The organism is Pseudomonas sp. CMR5c (genome assembly GCF_003850545.1).
Lineage (GTDB): Bacteria > Pseudomonadota > Gammaproteobacteria > Pseudomonadales > Pseudomonadaceae > Aquipseudomonas > Aquipseudomonas piscis.
On the sequence record NZ_CP027705.1, the window covers coordinates 1 to 18393 of the forward strand.

Genomic DNA, 18393 nt, shown 5'->3' on the forward strand with positions numbered 1-18393 from the left:
GTGTCAGTGGAACTTTGGCAGCAGTGCGTGGAGCTTCTGCGTGATGAGCTGCCTGCCCAACAATTCAACACTTGGATCCGTCCGCTACAGGTCGAAGCCGAAGGCGACGAGTTGCGTGTCTACGCACCGAATCGTTTCGTTCTCGATTGGGTCAATGAAAAGTACCTGGGCCGCGTGCTCGAGTTGCTGGATGAACACGGCAACGGTATGGCGCCGGTTCTTTCCTTATTAATAGGCAGCAAGCGCAGCTCGGCTCCGCGTGCCGCGCCCAATGCGCCGTTGGCTGCAGCTGCTTCCCAGGCGTTGCAGGCAGCTGCTGCGGCCAAAGCGGCTGCCGAGCCTGTAGCGCCAGCTCCGGCACCGACTCCTGCCCCGGCCAAGAAGGCCGTCGAGCAGAAGGCCGAGGAAACCAGCGAAGAACCCTCTCGAGACAGCTTCGACCCCATGGCGGGGGCCAGTTCGCAACAGGCTCCGGTACGCACCGAACAGCGCACCGTCCAGGTGGAAGGCGCGCTCAAGCACACCAGCTACCTGAATCGCACCTTCACTTTCGAGAACTTCGTCGAGGGCAAGTCCAACCAGCTGGCCCGTGCTGCGGCCTGGCAGGTAGCGGACAACCCCAAGCATGGCTACAACCCGCTTTTCCTTTATGGGGGCGTCGGCCTGGGTAAGACCCACTTGATGCACGCTGTGGGTAACCACCTGCTGAAGAAGAACCCAAATGCCAAGGTCGTGTACCTGCATTCCGAGCGCTTCGTGGCTGATATGGTCAAGGCGTTGCAGCTCAACGCCATCAACGAATTCAAGCGCTTCTACCGTTCGGTGGACGCACTGCTGATCGACGATATCCAGTTCTTCGCGCGAAAAGAGCGTTCCCAGGAAGAGTTCTTCCACACGTTCAACGCCCTTCTTGAAGGCGGCCAGCAGGTGATTCTCACCAGCGACCGTTATCCGAAGGAGATCGAGGGCCTGGAAGAGCGCCTCAAGTCCCGCTTCGGCTGGGGCCTGACGGTGGCGGTAGAACCGCCGGAGCTGGAAACCCGGGTGGCGATCCTGATGAAGAAGGCCGACCAGGCCAAGGTCGAGCTGCCTCACGATGCGGCGTTCTTCATCGCCCAGCGGATCCGTTCCAACGTCCGTGAACTGGAAGGCGCGCTCAAGCGGGTGATTGCCCACTCGCACTTCATGGGCCGCGATATCACCATCGAGCTGATTCGCGAATCCCTGAAGGACCTGCTGGCATTGCAGGACAAGCTGGTGTCTGTGGATAACATCCAGCGTACCGTCGCCGAGTACTACAAGATCAAGATTTCCGATCTGCTGTCCAAGCGGCGTTCGCGCTCTGTCGCCCGCCCGCGCCAGGTGGCCATGGCCTTGTCCAAGGAACTGACCAACCACAGCCTGCCGGAAATCGGCGATGTGTTCGGCGGTCGCGACCACACCACGGTCCTGCACGCCTGCCGCAAGATCAATGAACTTAAGGAATCCGACGCGGACATCCGCGAGGACTACAAGAACCTGCTGCGTACCCTGACCACTTGATGATTCCAACGCAGCTTATTAAGGCAAGGGACTAGACCATGCATTTCACCATTCAACGCGAAGCCCTGTTGAAACCCCTGCAACTGGTCGCCGGCGTCGTCGAACGCCGCCAGACCTTGCCGGTGCTTTCCAACGTGCTGCTGGTTGTCGAAGGCCAGCAGTTGTCGCTGACCGGTACCGACCTGGAAGTCGAACTGGTCGGTCGCGTGCAACTTGAAGAACCAGCCGAGCAAGGGGAAATAACCGTTCCCGCGCGCAAACTGATGGACATCTGCAAGAGCCTGCCCAACGACGCCCTGATCGACATCAAGGTCGACGAGCAGAAGCTGGTGGTGAAGGCCGGCCGTAGCCGCTTCACCCTGTCGACCCTGCCGGCCAACGACTTCCCTACCGTGGAAGAAGGCCCAGGCTCCCTGACCTGCCAGCTGGAGCAGAGCAAGCTGCGCCGCTTGATCGAACGCACCAGCTTCGCCATGGCCCAGCAGGACGTGCGCTACTACCTCAATGGTATGTTGCTGGAAGTCTCCGCGGGGATCATCCGCGCGGTGGCCACCGATGGCCACCGCCTGGCCATGTGCTCGATGCAGGCCGACATCGGCCAGCAAGATCGTCACCAGGTGATCGTGCCGCGCAAAGGTATCCTGGAGCTGGCCCGCCTGCTCACCGAGCCGGATGGCAACGTCAGTATCGTCCTGGGCCAGCATCACATCCGCGCCACCACCGGTGAATTCACCTTCACCTCCAAGCTGGTGGACGGCAAGTTCCCGGACTACGAGCGCGTGCTGCCCAAAGGCGGCGACAAGCTGGTACTGGGTGACCGCCAGGTCCTGCGCGAGGCCTTCAGCCGTACCGCGATCCTCTCCAACGAGAAGTACCGCGGTATTCGCCTGCAACTGGCCAGCGGTCAGTTGAAGATCCAGGCCAACAACCCGGAACAGGAAGAAGCGGAAGAAGAAGTAGGCGTGGAGTACAACGGAGGCTCGTTGGAAATCGGCTTCAACGTCAGCTACCTGCTGGACGTGCTGGGCGTGATGACCACCGAGCAGGTTCGCCTGATCCTGTCCGACTCCAACAGCAGCGCACTGCTGCAAGAGTCCGACAATGACGACTCGGCTTACGTTGTCATGCCGATGCGCCTGTAATCATGCTCAGCAGAAGCTAGATGTCCCTCAGTCGCGTCTCGGTCACCGCGGTGCGCAATCTGCACCCGGTGACCTTCTCCCCCTCCCCCCGCATCAACCTCCTCTACGGCGCCAACGGCAGTGGCAAGACCAGCGTGCTGGAAGCCATCCACCTGCTGGGGCTCGCCCGCTCGTTTCGCAGTGCGCGCCTGTTACCGGTAATCCAGTACGAGCAGCTGGCTTGCACGGTATTCGGCCAGGTCGAGTTATCCGAGGGAGGTCACAGCAACCTGGGGATATCCCGTGACCGCCAGGGGGAATTCCAGATCCGCATCGACGGCCAGAATGCCCGCAGCGCGGCGCAGTTGGCGGAAATCCTGCCACTGCAGTTGATCAACCCCGACAGCTTCCGCCTGTTGGAAGGGGCGCCGAAGATCCGCCGACAGTTCCTGGATTGGGGAGTGTTCCATGTGGAACCTCGCTTCATGTCCACCTGGCAGCGCTTGCAGAAGGCCCTGCGGCAGCGGAACTCATGGCTGCGGCATGGTACACTTGACGCCGCTTCGCAAGCGGCCTGGGACCGGGAACTGTGCCAGGCCAGCGCTGAAATCGATGAATACCGCCGCGCTTATATCAAAGCCTTGAAACCAGTCTTTGAGCGGACCTTGAGCGAACTGCTGGAGCTCGAGGGCCTGACGCTTAGCTATTACCGTGGCTGGGACAAGGACCGCGAGCTGAGTGAAGTCCTCGCGACCGCCCTGCACCGTGATCAGCAAATGGGCCATACCCAGGCCGGCCCGCAACGCGCTGATTTGCGCTTGCGGCTAGGTGGACACAACGCCGCGGACATCTTGTCCCGGGGCCAGCAGAAGCTGGTGGTCTGCGCCTTGCGCATCGCCCAGGGGCACCTGGTCAGCCAGGCCCGCCGCGGTCAGTGTATTTATCTGGTGGACGACTTGCCGTCCGAGTTGGACGAGCAGCACCGCCGCGCACTTTGCCGCTTGTTGGAAGACTTACGCTGCCAGGTGTTCATCACCTGTGTAGACCACGAATTATTGAGGGAAGGCTGGCAGACGGAAACGCCAGTTGCTTTGTTCCACGTGGAACAAGGCCGTATCACCCAGACCCACGACCATCGGGAGTGAAGGCATGAGCGAAGAAAATACGTACGACTCGAACAGCATCAAGGTGCTGAAAGGTTTGGATGCCGTACGCAAACGTCCCGGTATGTACATTGGCGACACCGATGACGGCAGCGGTCTGCACCACATGGTGTTCGAGGTGGTCGACAACTCGATCGACGAAGCTTTGGCCGGCCATTGCGACGACATCAGCGTCATCATCCACCCGGACGAATCCATCACCGTACGCGACAATGGTCGCGGTATCCCGGTGGATGTGCACAAGGAAGAAGGCGTTTCCGCAGCCGAGGTCATCATGACCGTACTGCACGCCGGCGGTAAGTTCGACGACAACTCCTACAAGGTTTCCGGCGGCCTGCACGGCGTGGGTGTGTCGGTGGTGAACGCCCTGTCCGAGGAGCTGGTGCTCACCGTACGTCGTAGCGGCAAGATCTGGGAGCAGACCTATGTCCATGGCGTACCCCAGGAGCGGATGAAGATCGTTGGCGACAGCGAGACCACCGGTACCCAGATCCACTTCAAGCCTTCGGCCGAGACCTTCAAGAACATCCACTTCAGCTGGGATGTCCTGGCCAAGCGGATCCGTGAACTGTCCTTCCTCAACTCTGGCGTCGGCATCGTCCTCAAGGACGAGCGCACCGGCAAGGAAGAGCTGTTCAAGTACGAGGGCGGCTTGCGCGCCTTCGTCGAATACCTGAACACCAACAAGACTGCGGTGAACCAGGTATTCCACTTCAACGTCCAGCGTGACGACGGCATCGGCGTGGAAGTCGCCCTGCAGTGGAACGACAGCTTCAACGAAAGCCTGCTGTGCTTCACCAACAACATTCCCCAGCGCGACGGCGGTACCCACCTGGTGGGCTTCCGTTCAGCCCTGACCCGTAACCTGAACAACTACATCGAACAGGAAGGCCTGGCCAAGAAGCACAAGGTCGCCACCACCGGTGACGACGCCCGTGAAGGTCTGACCGCGATCATCTCGGTGAAGGTGCCGGATCCGAAGTTCAGCTCCCAGACCAAGGACAAGCTGGTGTCTTCCGAAGTGAAGACCGCGGTCGAGCAGGAGATGGGCAAGTACTTCTCCGACTTCCTGCTGGAAAACCCCAACGAAGCCAAGCTGGTGGTCGGCAAGATGATCGACGCCGCCCGGGCTCGTGAAGCCGCGCGCAAGGCTCGTGAAATGACCCGCCGCAAAGGCGCCCTGGATATCGCCGGCCTGCCAGGCAAGCTGGCTGACTGCCAGGAGAAGGATCCAGCGCTGTCCGAACTCTACCTGGTGGAGGGTGACTCCGCGGGCGGTTCTGCCAAGCAGGGCCGTAACCGCAAGACCCAGGCGATCCTGCCGCTCAAGGGCAAGATCCTCAACGTCGAGAAGGCCCGCTTCGACAAGATGATCTCTTCCCAGGAGGTCGGCACCCTGATCACCGCCCTGGGCTGTGGCATTGGGCGTGAAGAGTACAACATCGACAAGCTGCGCTATCACAACATCATCATCATGACCGATGCTGACGTCGACGGTTCGCACATCCGTACCCTGCTGCTGACCTTCTTCTTCCGCCAGCTGCCGGAGCTGATCGAGCGCGGCTACATCTATATCGCCCAGCCGCCGCTGTACAAGGTCAAGAAAGGCAAGCAAGAGCAATACATCAAAGACGACGACGCCATGGAAGACTACATGACCCAGTCGGCTCTGGAAGATGCCAGCCTGCACTTGAATGAAGACGCCCCTGGTATTTCCGGCGAAGCCCTGGAGCGCCTGGTCAACGACTTCCGCATGGTGATGAAGACCCTCAAGCGCCTGTCGCGCCTGTACCCACAGGAGCTGACCGAGCACTTCATCTACCTGCCGCCGGTGAGCCTGGAGCAACTGTCCGACCACGCCGCCATGCAGGAATGGCTGGCCAAGTACGACGCCCGCCTGCGTAACTCCGAGAAGTCTGGCCTGGTCTACAAGGCCAGCCTGCGCGAAGACCGCGAGCGTAATCTCTGGCTGCCAGAGGTCGAGCTGATTTCCCACGGCCTGTCGAGCTACGTCACCTTCAACCGCGACTTCTTCGGTAGCAATGACTACAAGACCGTCGTATCCCTTGGCGCTCAGCTGAGCACCTTGCTGGATGAAGGCGCCTACGTGCAGCGTGGCGAGCGCAAGAAGCCAGTGACCGAGTTCAAGGAAGCCCTGGACTGGCTGATGGCCGAAAGCACCAAGCGCCACACCATCCAGCGATATAAAGGTCTGGGCGAGATGAACCCTGACCAGCTGTGGGAAACCACCATGGACCCGACCATGCGCCGCATGCTCAAGGTTACTGTGGAAGACGCCATCGCCGCTGACCAGATCTTCAACACCCTGATGGGTGATGCGGTCGAACCTCGTCGCGACTTCATCGAAAGCAACGCCCTGGCGGTGTCCAACCTGGACTTCTGATCAGGGGACGCAGCTGAAAATAAAAAGGCCGACGCTTGCGTTGGCCTTTTTTATTGGCAGGTTGTTCAATCCCACATCCATTTATCCAGCCAAGGCAGGCATGGCGAATGCTCAAGAAAATCATTGAAGATGAACATGCCGGTAACCGTTGCCACTCCCATGAATGGTTAAATCCCGACTCGGCGCAGGTGCTGTCCGCGCTCAACCGCCTCGACGGAAAAGCTTTCAGCTCGACGGTTTTTTTCTTCAGCGACGAGGCCCTGATGCATATCGGGGGCGGTGCGGCCGATCGGTATGTGGTCTTCATTGCCCAGGGTGTCGACCAATCGCAGCAGACCCTACTCAGCGCAGACAGCCCCGACGACCAGTGGGTCGACTTGGTCGCGGGCGGCCAATCCGGCAGTTACCCGCGGTGTCAGTGTGTGACTAAAGAGCAGGCGAGACAGGCCCTGGTTTATTTCTCGGCTTGTGGCGCGACTGATCCCGGTCTGGCCTGGCAAGTGGAAGACTAATTGGATAATGGACGTCGACCTTGGCAGGTACTGCCTCGGCCCTTGTCACCCTTTTTTAAAACAGTAATCGCTCGGAAATTTGTTATGGATGATCAAAGCCAGGAAATATCGATCAGGGTTGTCGCGGGGCAAAACGACCGCGGCCCGGTCTATGAACCGCTGCATGTACGGCGGATTGATGAGCACAGTTACGAGATTCTCTACTCACCGGGGCTCACGCTCAACCTGGCCAAGGGCGACATTATTTCGATCAAGGACCCACAGGCCCCGGCGGTGGTACTCAAGCGTGGCGGCAACTTCTGCATCCACATTTATTCGGATTACATTCCGGAACAGCACATCAGTGCCCTGGAGGCAGATGTGGCGACCGAATTGGGCGGCATGCTCGACGGGCGCTACAAGGGCAATCTGACATTGTCGGTGCCAGCTCGAAACGGCATGGATAGGATCGCCCTGTTCTTCAACCGCTTCCGCGAGACCACGGGCATCGAGTGGTACTACGCCAACATCTATAAGAACCTCGATGACAGCGATGATGAGACGTTGCTCAATTGGTGGCTGGATAGCTGATCGCGAACGGAGTGCAGGCGAGCATGAGCTACGAATATCGGTTGGTGTTTGATGAGCCGCTGGGCGCGCGGCAGGTCATGGATAAGCTGCGCGGCAGAGCGGACTGTGTGCAGGCGGCAGAGCAGGTAGTCGAGTTCAAGGATCCTGGCCTGGGCAGCAGCGCCGACTATGATCTGCGCCTGACCTTCGAGAACGACCAGGCGCTCTGGATGGAGCTGCTGTTCCGAACCGCGGCATTGCACGAGTGTCTGGACCGGGCAATGCAGGGGCACCGTTGCAGATGTTTCGAGGACGGTGACAGCCACGACGAGGTAACACTCGAACAGGTCTTTGCGCTGGGCAGGACCTCCCCTATTTCCCCTTGATGGTTGGGCCAATGAACGAAAGACAGCAGCTTATCTGTGAACGCTACGACCTCGCTCCCCAGGCGCCGGAGCCGATGATTGCACTGGCCACCGGCTCCCTTGCGCACTCGCCCATCTATGGCACAAGGATCGAGTTGCCGCAGAACGGTACGGTCAGTTGGTTTATCCACTGCGGCGAACATTCCACCGCTGTAGATTTCTACCAACCCTTGTGTACCGAACACCTGGCCGAGCTGTTGCCGGAGGTGATCGATTATCTGTATTTGCCGAGCGGGACGTGTTTCATCATCGACCGCGCCGGTTATGAAGATGTCTGGCAGGGCCCGGAATGATATCGAGCCGCTTATGGCGGCCCGCAGTCAGTTGTCCTGCTCGCCAGGGGACGTGACGCTTTCCAGGCGGTAGCCATAACCGTAGATGGTCAACAACTGCCAGCCCCGTTCCGCAGTCAGCCCCAGCTTGTTACGCAGCCGGTAGATGTGGGTATCCAGAGGCCTGGAGGAAAGAATTTCCTCATGGGTCCAGAACCGCTCGTACAAGTATTCTCGGGACAACGGCCGGCCCAGGTTGGCGAACAGGCAACGGGCCAGGCGGTACTCGCGTTCGGTGAGGCTGATGGGCACCCCGGCGCGGGTCACCGTCAGCTCGGCGTCGTCGAATGAAAGGTCGTTGAAGTTCAGCACTTCCTCGCTGTTGCTGCGCTGCAGGCCATGGCGGCGTAGCACCGCGTTGACCCGGGCCTTGAGCTCGTTAGGACGGAAGGGCTTGCTCAGGTAGTCGTCAGCGCCGGTGTTGAGGGCCTGGACGATATCGCTCTCGGCATCGCGGCTGGTGAGCATGATGGCGGCCGGTGGCGAGTCCATGTGCTCCCGGGTCCAGCGCAAGAGCGACAGGCCGCTGAGGTCCGGTACTTGCCAGTCGAGGATCATCAGGTCGAAGGTTTCCCGCCGTAACTGGCGCAGCAGGTCTTCGCCGCGCTCGAAACGGTGCAGGGTCCAGGGCTGTTCGCCCGGCCCGGGTATATCTCGCAGTGTCTGTTCCACCCGCGCCAGTTCTGCGGGTTCGTCATCCAGTATCGCGACACGCATGCGAGGCAGGTCCTTAGGGGTGTGAATGCGGTCCGAGGCAAGCCTCGGGCTGGGGAGAAGTTTAGGCGCCGGGGGCGAATCTGAACAATTGTGGCGAATTGCTCTAGGGGCGCTGCTCCCTCGGTACGCTGATATCAAATAGCCGGTAGCTGTTGGGAGCATCCCCAGCGCCGAACTCCTTGAAGGACGATACCGGCTCGAACGAGCAAGGAAAAGGGCAATGGGCAACATGTCGGGGATGATGAATATGGGGTGGGAAAAAATCTCCAAAGGAGCGGATCTGGCGAAGTTCGTCACCCTGTCTCTTGCTGCGCTCTTGGGTTTCGAAGCTTTTTCTACAGCTGCCGTCGTTCCGCCACCCCCGCACTACACCCTTCCGGTGCAGCGTTATTTCAGTCCCTCGGTGGATCAGGTCGGCTTCAGTGACTCACGGGGCTTCGCCCCCGCGACCATTGCGCCGTCGGTGCCATCGGTGGTGTACCAGGACCAGCAACGGTGGGTGTTCTAGCCATGGGGCCGAACATTCTGAAGAAATATTGCAAAGCGACACCAGGCTGCGTCCTACCGGTAAATTCGCACTCGCTGAGTGGCACACGGGGGCAATCGGAAGTGCTCCGACACAGGGAGTGTCATCCGCCGGTTTGGCGGCTGCGGACCGAAGCTCGCTTCGATTCACTGTACAGGGGAAAACAGGGAGTGCCTCCTCAGGACGTAATGCTCGACACAAGGATGTGTCTCCCTCCTCCGCTGGTTGTCGGCGATCTCGACACTCTCCCTCTCATTTCGAACATCTGTGAAGGCCTCTGATGAAAACACTCGGCGCGGAATTCTTTGGTACGTTCTGGTTGGTGCTGGGCGGCTGCGGCAGTGCCGTACTGGCTGCCGGCGTTCCACAATTGGGTATTGGCTACCTGGGCGTCGCCCTGGCCTTTGGCCTCAGCGTCTTGACCATGGCCTATGCCGTGGGGCCGATTTCCGGCGCGCACTTCAACCCTGCAGTGTCGCTGGGCTTGTGGTTGGGCGGACGCTTCCCAGGTAACCGCCTGTTGCCGTACATCGTCGCCCAGGTGCTCGGTGGCCTGGCAGCCGGTGCGGTATTGTTCCTGATCGCTTCGGGCAAGGCTGGCTTCGACGCTTCGGCCGGTTTTGCCGCCAACGGCTATGGCGAACACTCGCCCGGTGGTTACTCGATGCTCGCGGCCCTGCTGTGTGAAGTGGTGCTGACGGCGATGTTCCTGCTGGTCATCCTGGGCGCCACCTCCAAGCGTGCCGCTCCAGATTTCGCCCCGATCGCCATTGGCCTGACCCTGACGCTGATCCACCTGATCAGCATTCCGGTCACCAATACTTCGGTCAACCCGGCTCGCAGTACCGCAGTGGCATTTTTTGCCGGCGAGTGGGCTGTGTCCCAACTCTGGCTGTTCTGGGTTGCTCCGCTGTTGGGTGCGAGCCTGGGAGCCCTGGCCTATCGTCTGATCGCTACTGGTCGGGACTGATCCGTAGCGCTGGAGGGCCCCAGGCCCGACCGGTGACCCAAGGCTATGCACGCACAACCGCTCTTGAGCGGTTGTGCCGTTCCCACAGGGATGAATGGCTATAGACCGGTTTCGGTCGAGAGCTATGGCCAGCACGCCAACAATCTAGTTCTAATGTCACGGACTTCAGCAGAGCGCGACCACGGATCCGATGATTTCATGACGTACTTATCTATTCGCCACCGGGCCATGTTCGTCCCGCTCCTGTTCGGCGTGGTGCTGGCCTTGTCCGACTCGATGGCCAATGCCGCCGTTTCTCCAGCCAAGCGCCTGCCCTATATCGACGATAACCAGCAGTGCCGTGGCCAACCGTTGCCGGCGACGGTCGAGCACCTGACCGGTGAAGCCTGGAAGCTGGACGCCAAGGGCCGCGAGACCGCCCTGGAAGAAGGCATGGATATCGACGAGAAGGAAAGCGTGAAGACTTCGCCCTCGGCGTTCGTCAGCCTGTCCCTGGGCGATGGCTCGCGGGTGGTGTTGCCATCCAGCTCCCAGGTCACCCTGCGGTTGAACGAGCAGTACGCCATTCCCCAGTTGGTATTGGAGCAGGGCCAGATCGAGTCCTACGTGATCAAGCGCAACAGCGATCACGACCGCTTCCAGATCGTGACCCCGGTGGGAGTGCTGGGTGTACGCGGAACCCACTTCCGCGTGCGCAACGACGACCAGCAATCCCTGGTGGAGGTACTCAATGGCCAGGTGGCGGTGAACCGGGACGAGGAAGCCATCACCCCGCCCTCTCCTCGTTCGCGCAAGCGGGTTGTGGATAAACCGGCCGGCCCGCAGCCGGGAGAAGTGCAGGTGATGGCGCGCCAGGGCATGCGGGTGCGCAAGGAGGGTGAGCTCAAGCCGGTGCAATTGCTGGCCGCGCCCCGGTTGCTGGGGCAGGCTGGGCAAACCGGCGCCCTACCCGCCTGGCAACTGATCCTCGAGCCATTGCCCGGTGCCCGGCGCTATCGGGCCCAGGTGGCTACCGACAAGGATTTCCTGAACATCAAGCAAGAACAGTTCTCCAGTACCCCGCAAGTCAACTTCACTGGGTTGCAAGCGTTTTTCTATCATGTACGCCTCTCGGCATTCGACGAGCATGGCCTGGAAGGAGAAACCGGGGTCTATGACATTTTCTATTACCCCAGGAGCAGCCGTGTCCAGTAACCCGCCAACGGGTTGCCGATGAGCCTGTGGAGCCGTCGTCGCGACGGTCGTGAACTGTCCCTGGCCCAGCAGCTGTTCCATCGCCTGGTGCGCGAGTGGCTGTGGGTCAGCCTGCTCTTGTTGCCGCTGACGGCGGCACTGTCCCTGAGCCATGGGCTGGCGCTGAACAACCTGTTCTATGACCAGTTGCGCCGCTTTACCCCGCTGGCGGTGGATTCGCGGATCCTCTTGGTGACCATCGACGACTACAGCCTCCAGCAGTTGGGGCGCTGGCCCTGGCCAAGGGCGATCCATGGCCAGTTGCTCGACCGACTGACGACGGCCGGAGCCAAGGGCGTGTTGTTCGACGTGATCCTCAGCGAACCTGGCAGCACCGTGGAAAACGACACCCGCCTGGCCGCGGCCCTGTGCCGTGCCGGCAACGTGTTCCTGCCGGTACTGCGCGAAGGCGTGGCCCGTTATGGCCAGGACCTGGGCGAGCTGCTGCCGGTGGCGCCGTTGCGCAACTGCGCCCGTGGCCTGGGCCATATCAACGCCGAGGCCGACCCTGACGGTACGGTGCGCAGCGTCTACCTGCGCGAAGGGCCGCAACAGGCGCCCCGGGCGCAACTGACCTGGCTGATGTACCAGCTCACCGAAGCCGACTCGCTGGTGCCACGGATGCCGGGCAGCGGCGAGCCGGAGCTGACCCGGGGCTGGTTGCGGGCCAACCCGGTGCGCATCCCTTTCATCGCCAAGGCTGCGGGGTTTCCCAGCGTGCCCTACGTCAGCGTGTTGCGCGGTGAAGTCCCGCCGGAGCTGCTGCGGGATCGGCTGATACTGGTGGGGTCCACGGCCCCGGGCCTGGGAGATCGCTACGTGACCGCGCAATCCGGCAGCCAGGGCACCACCCCGGGCGTCGAGATCCAGGCCAACCTGCTCAATGGCCTGTTGCAGCACCGCACCGTGGTGGCGCTGGGGCAGTGGTCGGGAGTGCTGCTGTCGGTGATCCTGACCGCCGCCTTGCTCGGCCTGCTGCTCTGGCGCCCGCGTCATGCCCTGTGGATAACCCTGGGCTGCATGGGCCTGGCGTTGCTGGGCTCGGTATCGATGCTGCGCCTTGGCTACTGGTGGTCGCCGGTGGCCAGCTTGCTGGGCATGTTGCTGGCGTACCTGATCTGGAACTGGCGGCGCCTGCAGGTCATCTTGAGTTACTTCGGCTGGGAGCTGCAGCGCCTGGACAGCGAACCCAAGGTGTTGCCCGAACGCCGGCGCCCCCGGGAACCGGTGGGCGATGTGCTGCAAGGCCAGATCGTCGCCCTGGAACAGGCCCTGGGCCGGACCCGGGACACCCGGCGCTTTATCGCCGACGGCCTGGAATGCCTGCCGGTGGCGACCCTGATCAGTGATCCGGAGGGGCGGATCCTGCTGGCCAACCGCAATGCCCGCGAAGTGTTCGCGCATTCGCTGGTAGGGCATTCGTTGCTGGAACAACTGGCGGCCCTGGGGTATCCGGGGCTGGCCGAGCCGGCGCAGTATCCCGGCCTGGGGCAGTTGCCCATCGTGGAGTTCCGCGATATCCAGCAACGCAGCCTGCGGGTGGAACTGGCGCCGTTGTTGCCGGTGGACAGCGAGACGCCGCTTGGCTGGCTGCTGAGCCTGACCGACCTGAGCGTCGAGCGCGATGCCGAACAGCAGCGCGGGGTGTTGTTGCGGTTCCTGTCCCATGACCTGCGTGCGCCCCACTCGGCGATCCTCGCCTTGCTGGATGTGCAGCAGCGCCAGCCGTCGCTGCCCAAGCAGGTCTACGGCCAGATCGAGCAGCAGGTGCGCCGGGCCCTGACCCTGACCGAGGCTTTCGTGCAGTTGGCCAAGGCCGAGTCGGAGGTCTATCAGTTCGAGCCGAGCATGTTCGCCATGCTGGTGCTGGATGCCTTCGACCAGGCCAATACCCTGGCCCAGCTCAAGCACATCCAGCTACGCCATAGCCTGGACGAGCAGGCCGAGAGCCTGGTGCTGGCGGACCAGTCGTTGTTAACCCGGGCGTTGTTCAACCTGCTGGAGAACGCCATCAAGTACAGCCCGGAAGGTTCCACCGTGAGCGTCGGGGTCAGTTGCGCTGAAGGCTGGCTGCGTTGTGAAGTCCGCGATGAAGGCCAGGGTATCGCTGCTGCGGACTTGCCCCAGCTGTTCGGCCAGTACCAGCGCTTTGCCTCGGCCCGGGGCATCGACGGGCTGGGCCTGGGCTTGTCGATGGTCAAGGCGGTTATGGACCGCCACCAGGGGCGGATCAGTTGCCAAAGCGTGGTGGGCCAAGGCTCCTGCTTCATCTTGGAGCTGCCTCTGCTGGAGGAATAGCACCGGAGGAAATAACGAGAAGAAAAAACCGGCACAAAAGCCGGTTTTTTTCTTTAGGCGTAAAACTTATGCACCTTTTTCCATATTTTATGAGCTTCTGAAATATGCATATAAATCAGTGATTTATATCTTTGTTTCAAGCGTCCTAGGAAAATTCGTGCACAGGTTATCCACAGTTGCTCATACAGCAAGCTTATCCGTGGCAGAGTCCAATGGTGGCAATGAGCCCATTTCCCGCTGGGCCTGCTCGTTCCAGGCTGCCACCCGGTCGTTGAGATCGGCGATGGCCCGTGGGCCGCTGCCTTCGGCGTACATGGGCGCGCCAATGGTCACGGTGATGGTTCCAGGGCGCTTGCTCCAGCCAGTCTTGGGCCAGAACTTGCCGGCATTGTGGGCCACCGGCAGGACTGGCAAGTCGGCGTTCACCGCCAGGGCGCTGCCACTGCGGGAGAACTTGCCGACCTGGCCATAGGGCACGCGGGTGCCTTCGGGGAAGATCAGCACCCAGACATTGTCCTTGAGCAGTTCATCGCCCTTGCTCGCCACTTGCTTGAGGGCGGCCTTGGGGTTGTCCCGGTCGATGGCGATGGGGCGCAGCATGGCCATGGCCCAACCGAAGAACGGCACATACAGCAGTTCACGCTTGAGTACTTGGCTCAAGGGTTGGAAGTAGGCCGAGAGGAAGAAGGTCTCCCAGGTGCTCTGGTGGTTCGAGACGATCACGCATGGGCGTTCCGGAACATTGTCCGCGCCCTTCACTTCCACGCGGATGTCGAGCAATACCTTGGTCAGCCACAGGGCACAGCGACACCAGTAGACATTGATAAAGCGATAGCGCGCCTTGAAAGGCAGGAACGGCGCGATGAAAAAGCTCAGGGAGCACCACAGCAAGGCGCTGGTGCTCAACAGCAGGTAAAAGAAGAAGGTTCTGATGGCCTGCAGGATCGACATAGCGGCATTTACCATTGCGGGCATGCCCGCTTTAAAAAGCGCTCTCCCGAACGGTCCTTGGTCAGGATGCCAGAAGGGGCCTAATTGTGGATAAGTTCAGCGGCAACGGCCGCCAAGTCGTCAAAAATCAAGGTGCCTACCGGCAGGGTTTTCCCCAGGGTCTTTTCGCCTTTTCCGGTCTTTACCAATACGGGCTGACAGTCGACGGCTCTTGCCGCCTCCAGGTCACTGAGACTGTCGCCTACGAACCATAGATGGCCGAGATCGGCCTGGTAGTGTTCGGCGATGGTCCGCAGCATTCCCGGCTTGGGCTTGCGGCAGTCGCAGCCTTCATCCGGACCATGGGGGCAATGGACGATCAGCCCGACTTCGCCGCCCTGCTCCGCCACCAGCTCGCGCAGGCGCGCGTGCATGGCGTCGAGGGTGGCCAGGTCGTAGTAGCCGCGGGCAATGCCGGACTGGTTGGTGGCCACCGCCACCGTCCAGCCGGCCTTGCTCAACTGCGCAATGGCTTCGATCGATCCGGGGATCGGTATCCACTCCTGCACCGATTTGATATAGGCATCGGAGTCGTGATTGATCACGCCGTCGCGATCGAGTATCAGCAGTTTCACAGCAGTTCCCTATCCGCTCAGCTCAGTACCGAAATGTCGGCCACGCCCAGGAACAGGCCACGCAGGCGCGCCAGCAGCGCATAGCGGTTGGCCCGTACGTTGGCGTCCTCGGCATTGACCATCACCGCCTCGAAGAAGGCGTCCACCGGCTCGCGCAGGGCGGCCAGGCGGGCCAGGGTCTCGCTGTACTGGCGGGCTGCGGCCATTGGCTGGACAGCCTGGTCCGCCTGCTGGATCGCCGAGTACAGGGAGAACTCGTTGGCATTGTCGAAGTATTTGGCTTCGATGGTGGTCGGCACGTTGCCTTCGATCTTGCTCAGCAGGTTCGACACGCGCTTGTTCACCGCTGCCAGCGCCGCGGCTTCCGGCAGCTTGCGGAAGGCCTGCACGGCCTGTACGCGCTGGTCGAAGTCCAGGGCCGAGCCCGGTTTCAGGGCCCGTACCGACAGGTAGGTGGCCACGTCCACGCCTTCGTCCTCGTAGCGTGCGCGCAGGCGGTCGAAGATGAACTCCAGCACCTGCTCGGCCAGGCCGGCGGCCTTGACCTTGCTGCCGAAGGCGCTGACGGCAGAGGCCACCGCTTCGTTCAGGTCCAGGTCGAGCTTCTTCTCGATCAGGATCCGCAGCACGCCCAGGGCCGCACGGCGCAGGGCGTAAGGGTCCTTGCTACCGGTAGGCAGCATGCCGATGCCGAAGATGCCCACCAGGGTATCGAGCTTGTCGGCGATGGCCACGGCGGCACCGGTCAGGGTGCTGGGCAGCTCGGCACCGGCGCCACGAGGCATGTATTGCTCGTTGAGGGCCAGGGCCACGTCTTGCGGCTCGCCGTCATTGAGGGCGTAGTAGTAGCCGGCGATGCCTTGCATCTCGGGGAACTCGCCGACCATCTCGGTGGCCAGGTCGCACTTGGAGAGGATGCCGGCACGGGCTGCGCGCTGGGCGTCGCCACCGATGCGCGGGGCAATGAAGGCGGCCAGCTTGGAAACGCGCTCGGCCTTGTCGTAGACGCTGCCCAGCTTCTCCTGGAAAACCACGTTCTGCAGGCGCTGGTTGAAGTCCTCGAGCTTCTGCTTCTTGTCTTGCTTGAAGAAGAACTCGGCGTCGGTCAGGCGTGGGCGCACGACTTTCTCGTTGCCCTCGATGATCTGGCGCGGGTCCTTGCTCTCGATGTTGGCCACGGTGATGAAGCGCGGCAGCAGCTTGCCATCCACGTCCAGCAGGCAGAAGTACTTCTGGTTGTCCTGCATGGTGGTGATCAGGGCTTCCTGGGGCACTTCCAGGAACCGCTCCTCGAACGAGCACACCAGCGGCACTGGCCATTCCACCAGGGCGGTGACCTCGTCCAGCAGGTCGGCCGGGACGATGGCGGTGCCTTCTTGCATGCGCGCCAGCTCTTCGGTGCGCTTGCTGATCAACTCGCGGCGCTCGTTGGCATCGGCCAGCACGTAGGCAGCACGCAGGTCGGCCAGGTAGTTGGCCGGCGCGGTGATGCGCACGTTTTCCGGGTGGTGGAAACGATGGCCACGGGAGTCGCGGCCGGCCTTCTGGGCCAGGATGGTGCAGTCGATGACTTCATCGCCCAGGAGCATGACCAGCCACTGGGTCGGACGCACGAACTCTTCCTTGCGCGCGGCCCAGCGCATGCGCTTGGGAATCGGCAGGTCGTTGAGCGAATCCTCGACTATGGTCGGCAGCAGGCTGGCGGTAGGCTTGCCCTTGATGCTCTGGCTGTAGCGCAGTTTCGGGCCGCTCTGGTCGATCTCGCTCAGGTCCACGCCGCACTTCTTGGCGAAGCCCAGGGCGGCCTGGGTCGGGTTGCCCTCGGCATCGAAGGCCGCCTGGCGTGGCGGGCCGTCGAGGTTGATGCTGCGGTCCGGCTGCTGGGTGGCCAGCTGGGTGATCAGTACCGCCAGGCGCCGTGGCGCGGCGTAGACGTGCTTGGCTTCAAAGCTCAGGCCAGCGCTCTGCAGGCCTTTTTCGATGCCGGCCAGAAAGGCTTCGGCCAGGGTCGCCAGGGCCTTGGGCGGCAGTTCTTCAGTGCCCAGTTCAACCAGAAAATCTTGCGCACTCATTGTGCCGCCTCCAACTTAGCCAACACTTCATCACGCAGGTCCGGGGTCGCCATCGGGAAGCCCAGCTTGGCCCGGGCCAGCAGGTAGGCTTGCGCGACGGAACGCGCCAGGGTGCGCACACGCAGGATGTACTGCTGGCGCGCGGTCACCGAGATGGCCCGGCGTGCATCCAGCAGGTTGAAGGTGTGCGAGGCCTTGAGGACCATTTCATAGCTCGGCAACGGCAGCGGCTGGTCCAGTTCGATCAGGCGCTTGGCTTCGCTTTCATAGAAATCGAACAGTTCGAACAGCTTGTCGACGTTGGCGTGCTCGAAGTTGTAGGTCGATTGCTCCACCTCGTTCTGGTGGAACACATCGCCATAGGTGACCTTGCCGAACGGGCCGTCGGCCCAGACCAGGTCGTAGACCGAGTCCACGCCCTGCAGGTACATGGCCAGGCGTTCCAGGCCATAGGTGATTTCGCCGGTCACCGGGTAGCACTCGATGCCGCCGGCCTGCTGGAAGTAGGTGAACTGGGTCACTTCCATGCCGTTGAGCCAGACTTCCCAGCCCAGGCCCCAGGCGCCCAGGGTCGGCGATTCCCAGTTGTCCTCGACGAAACGGATGTCGTGCACCAGTGGGTCCAGGCCCACATGCTTGAGCGAGCCCAGGTACAGCTCCTGGAAGTTTTCCGGGTTGGGCTTGAGGACCACCTGGAACTGGTAGTAGTGCTGCAGGCGGTTGGGGTTCTCGCCGTAGCGGCCGTCAGTGGGGCGGCGGCTTGGCTGCACGTAGGCGGCGTTCCAGGTTTCCGGGCCGATGGCCCGCAGGAATGTGGCGGTGTGGAAAGTGCCGGCGCCTACTTCCATATCGTAGGGCTGAAGTACCACACAACCTTGCTCGGCCCAGTACTGCTGGAGGGCGAGGATCAAGTCTTGGAAGGTACGCACGGCTGGCGTAGGCTGGCTCACGAAATTCACCTGTT

17 protein-coding genes are annotated in these 18393 nt (G+C 61.7%); 12 read left to right on the forward strand and 5 right to left on the reverse strand.

Going from position 1 to position 18393, the window contains the following annotated elements; genetic code table 11:
* From dnaA to C4K40_RS00040, 8 genes are all read left to right on the forward strand, one after another.
* The gene (gene dnaA, locus C4K40_RS00005) at positions 1-1542 is read left to right on the forward strand and encodes a chromosomal replication initiator protein DnaA (RefSeq protein ID WP_053137797.1); all 1542 of its coding nucleotides are present in this window, start codon (positions 1-3) and stop codon (positions 1540-1542) included.
* Between the two features lie 38 nt (positions 1543-1580).
* On the forward strand, positions 1581-2684 hold the full coding sequence (gene dnaN, locus C4K40_RS00010) for a DNA polymerase III subunit beta (RefSeq protein WP_022638827.1): 1104 nt from the start codon (positions 1581-1583) through the stop codon (positions 2682-2684).
* Between the two features lie 20 nt (positions 2685-2704).
* Positions 2705-3808, forward strand: coding sequence for a DNA replication/repair protein RecF (recF, locus tag C4K40_RS00015; protein ID WP_022638828.1), 1104 nt, complete (start codon positions 2705-2707; stop codon positions 3806-3808).
* Between the two features lie 4 nt (positions 3809-3812).
* Positions 3813-6230, forward strand: coding sequence for a DNA topoisomerase (ATP-hydrolyzing) subunit B (gene gyrB / locus C4K40_RS00020; protein WP_053137799.1), 2418 nt, complete (start codon positions 3813-3815; stop codon positions 6228-6230).
* Between the two features lie 107 nt (positions 6231-6337).
* On the forward strand, positions 6338-6742 hold the full coding sequence (locus C4K40_RS00025) for an Imm1 family immunity protein (RefSeq protein ID WP_053137802.1): 405 nt from the start codon (positions 6338-6340) through the stop codon (positions 6740-6742).
* Positions 6743-6826: 84 nt separating this feature from the next.
* The gene (locus C4K40_RS00030; protein WP_053137805.1) at positions 6827-7312 is read left to right on the forward strand and encodes a DUF4265 domain-containing protein; all 486 of its coding nucleotides are present in this window, start codon (positions 6827-6829) and stop codon (positions 7310-7312) included.
* A 23-nt stretch (positions 7313-7335) separates the two neighbouring features.
* Positions 7336-7677: a hypothetical protein gene (locus tag C4K40_RS00035; protein WP_053137808.1), complete on the forward strand. Its 342-nt coding sequence runs from the start codon at positions 7336-7338 to the stop codon at positions 7675-7677.
* A gap of 11 nt (positions 7678-7688) precedes the next feature.
* Positions 7689-8009 carry a hypothetical protein gene (locus C4K40_RS00040; RefSeq protein WP_172681687.1) on the forward strand — a complete coding sequence of 107 codons (321 nt, stop codon included), beginning with the start codon at positions 7689-7691 and terminating at the stop codon, positions 8007-8009.
* Between the two features lie 27 nt (positions 8010-8036).
* Here the strand turns inward: C4K40_RS00040 and C4K40_RS00045 are convergent, their stop codons facing one another.
* Entirely contained in the window at positions 8037-8765 is a 729-nt protein-coding gene (locus C4K40_RS00045; protein WP_053137814.1) for a response regulator transcription factor, read from the reverse strand.
* Between the two features lie 220 nt (positions 8766-8985).
* Between C4K40_RS00045 and C4K40_RS00050 the strand changes: the two genes are divergently transcribed.
* From C4K40_RS00050 to C4K40_RS00065, 4 genes are all read left to right on the forward strand, one after another.
* A complete protein-coding gene (locus tag C4K40_RS00050; protein WP_053137817.1) occupies positions 8986-9273 on the forward strand; it encodes a hypothetical protein in 288 nt (95 codons plus the stop codon).
* A gap of 298 nt (positions 9274-9571) precedes the next feature.
* Entirely contained in the window at positions 9572-10261 is a 690-nt protein-coding gene (gene aqpZ, locus C4K40_RS00055) for an aquaporin Z (RefSeq protein ID WP_053137820.1), read from the forward strand.
* A gap of 198 nt (positions 10262-10459) precedes the next feature.
* Entirely contained in the window at positions 10460-11455 is a 996-nt protein-coding gene (locus tag C4K40_RS00060; RefSeq protein ID WP_031320653.1) for a FecR domain-containing protein, read from the forward strand.
* 18 nt (positions 11456-11473) lie between these two features.
* Entirely contained in the window at positions 11474-13792 is a 2319-nt protein-coding gene (locus C4K40_RS00065; RefSeq protein WP_053137823.1) for a CHASE2 domain-containing protein, read from the forward strand.
* 180 nt (positions 13793-13972) lie between these two features.
* Here C4K40_RS00065 and C4K40_RS00070 read toward each other — a convergent pair whose 3' ends face one another.
* From C4K40_RS00070 to glyQ, 4 genes are all read right to left on the reverse strand, one after another.
* A complete protein-coding gene (locus C4K40_RS00070; protein WP_022641563.1) occupies positions 13973-14743 on the reverse strand; it encodes a 1-acyl-sn-glycerol-3-phosphate acyltransferase in 771 nt (256 codons plus the stop codon).
* A gap of 80 nt (positions 14744-14823) precedes the next feature.
* Entirely contained in the window at positions 14824-15357 is a 534-nt protein-coding gene (gene gmhB, locus C4K40_RS00075; protein ID WP_053137825.1) for a D-glycero-beta-D-manno-heptose 1,7-bisphosphate 7-phosphatase, read from the reverse strand.
* Between the two features lie 17 nt (positions 15358-15374).
* Positions 15375-17429 (reverse strand): glycine--tRNA ligase subunit beta, encoded by a 2055-nt coding sequence (glyS, locus tag C4K40_RS00080; protein WP_022641564.1) that lies wholly within the window; start codon positions 17427-17429, stop codon positions 15375-15377.
* On the reverse strand, positions 17426-18379 hold the full coding sequence (gene glyQ, locus C4K40_RS00085; protein WP_022641565.1) for a glycine--tRNA ligase subunit alpha: 954 nt from the start codon (positions 18377-18379) through the stop codon (positions 17426-17428). Before glyQ ends, glyS begins: the two co-directional genes overlap by 4 nt.
* Positions 18380-18393 lie beyond the last annotated feature (14 nt).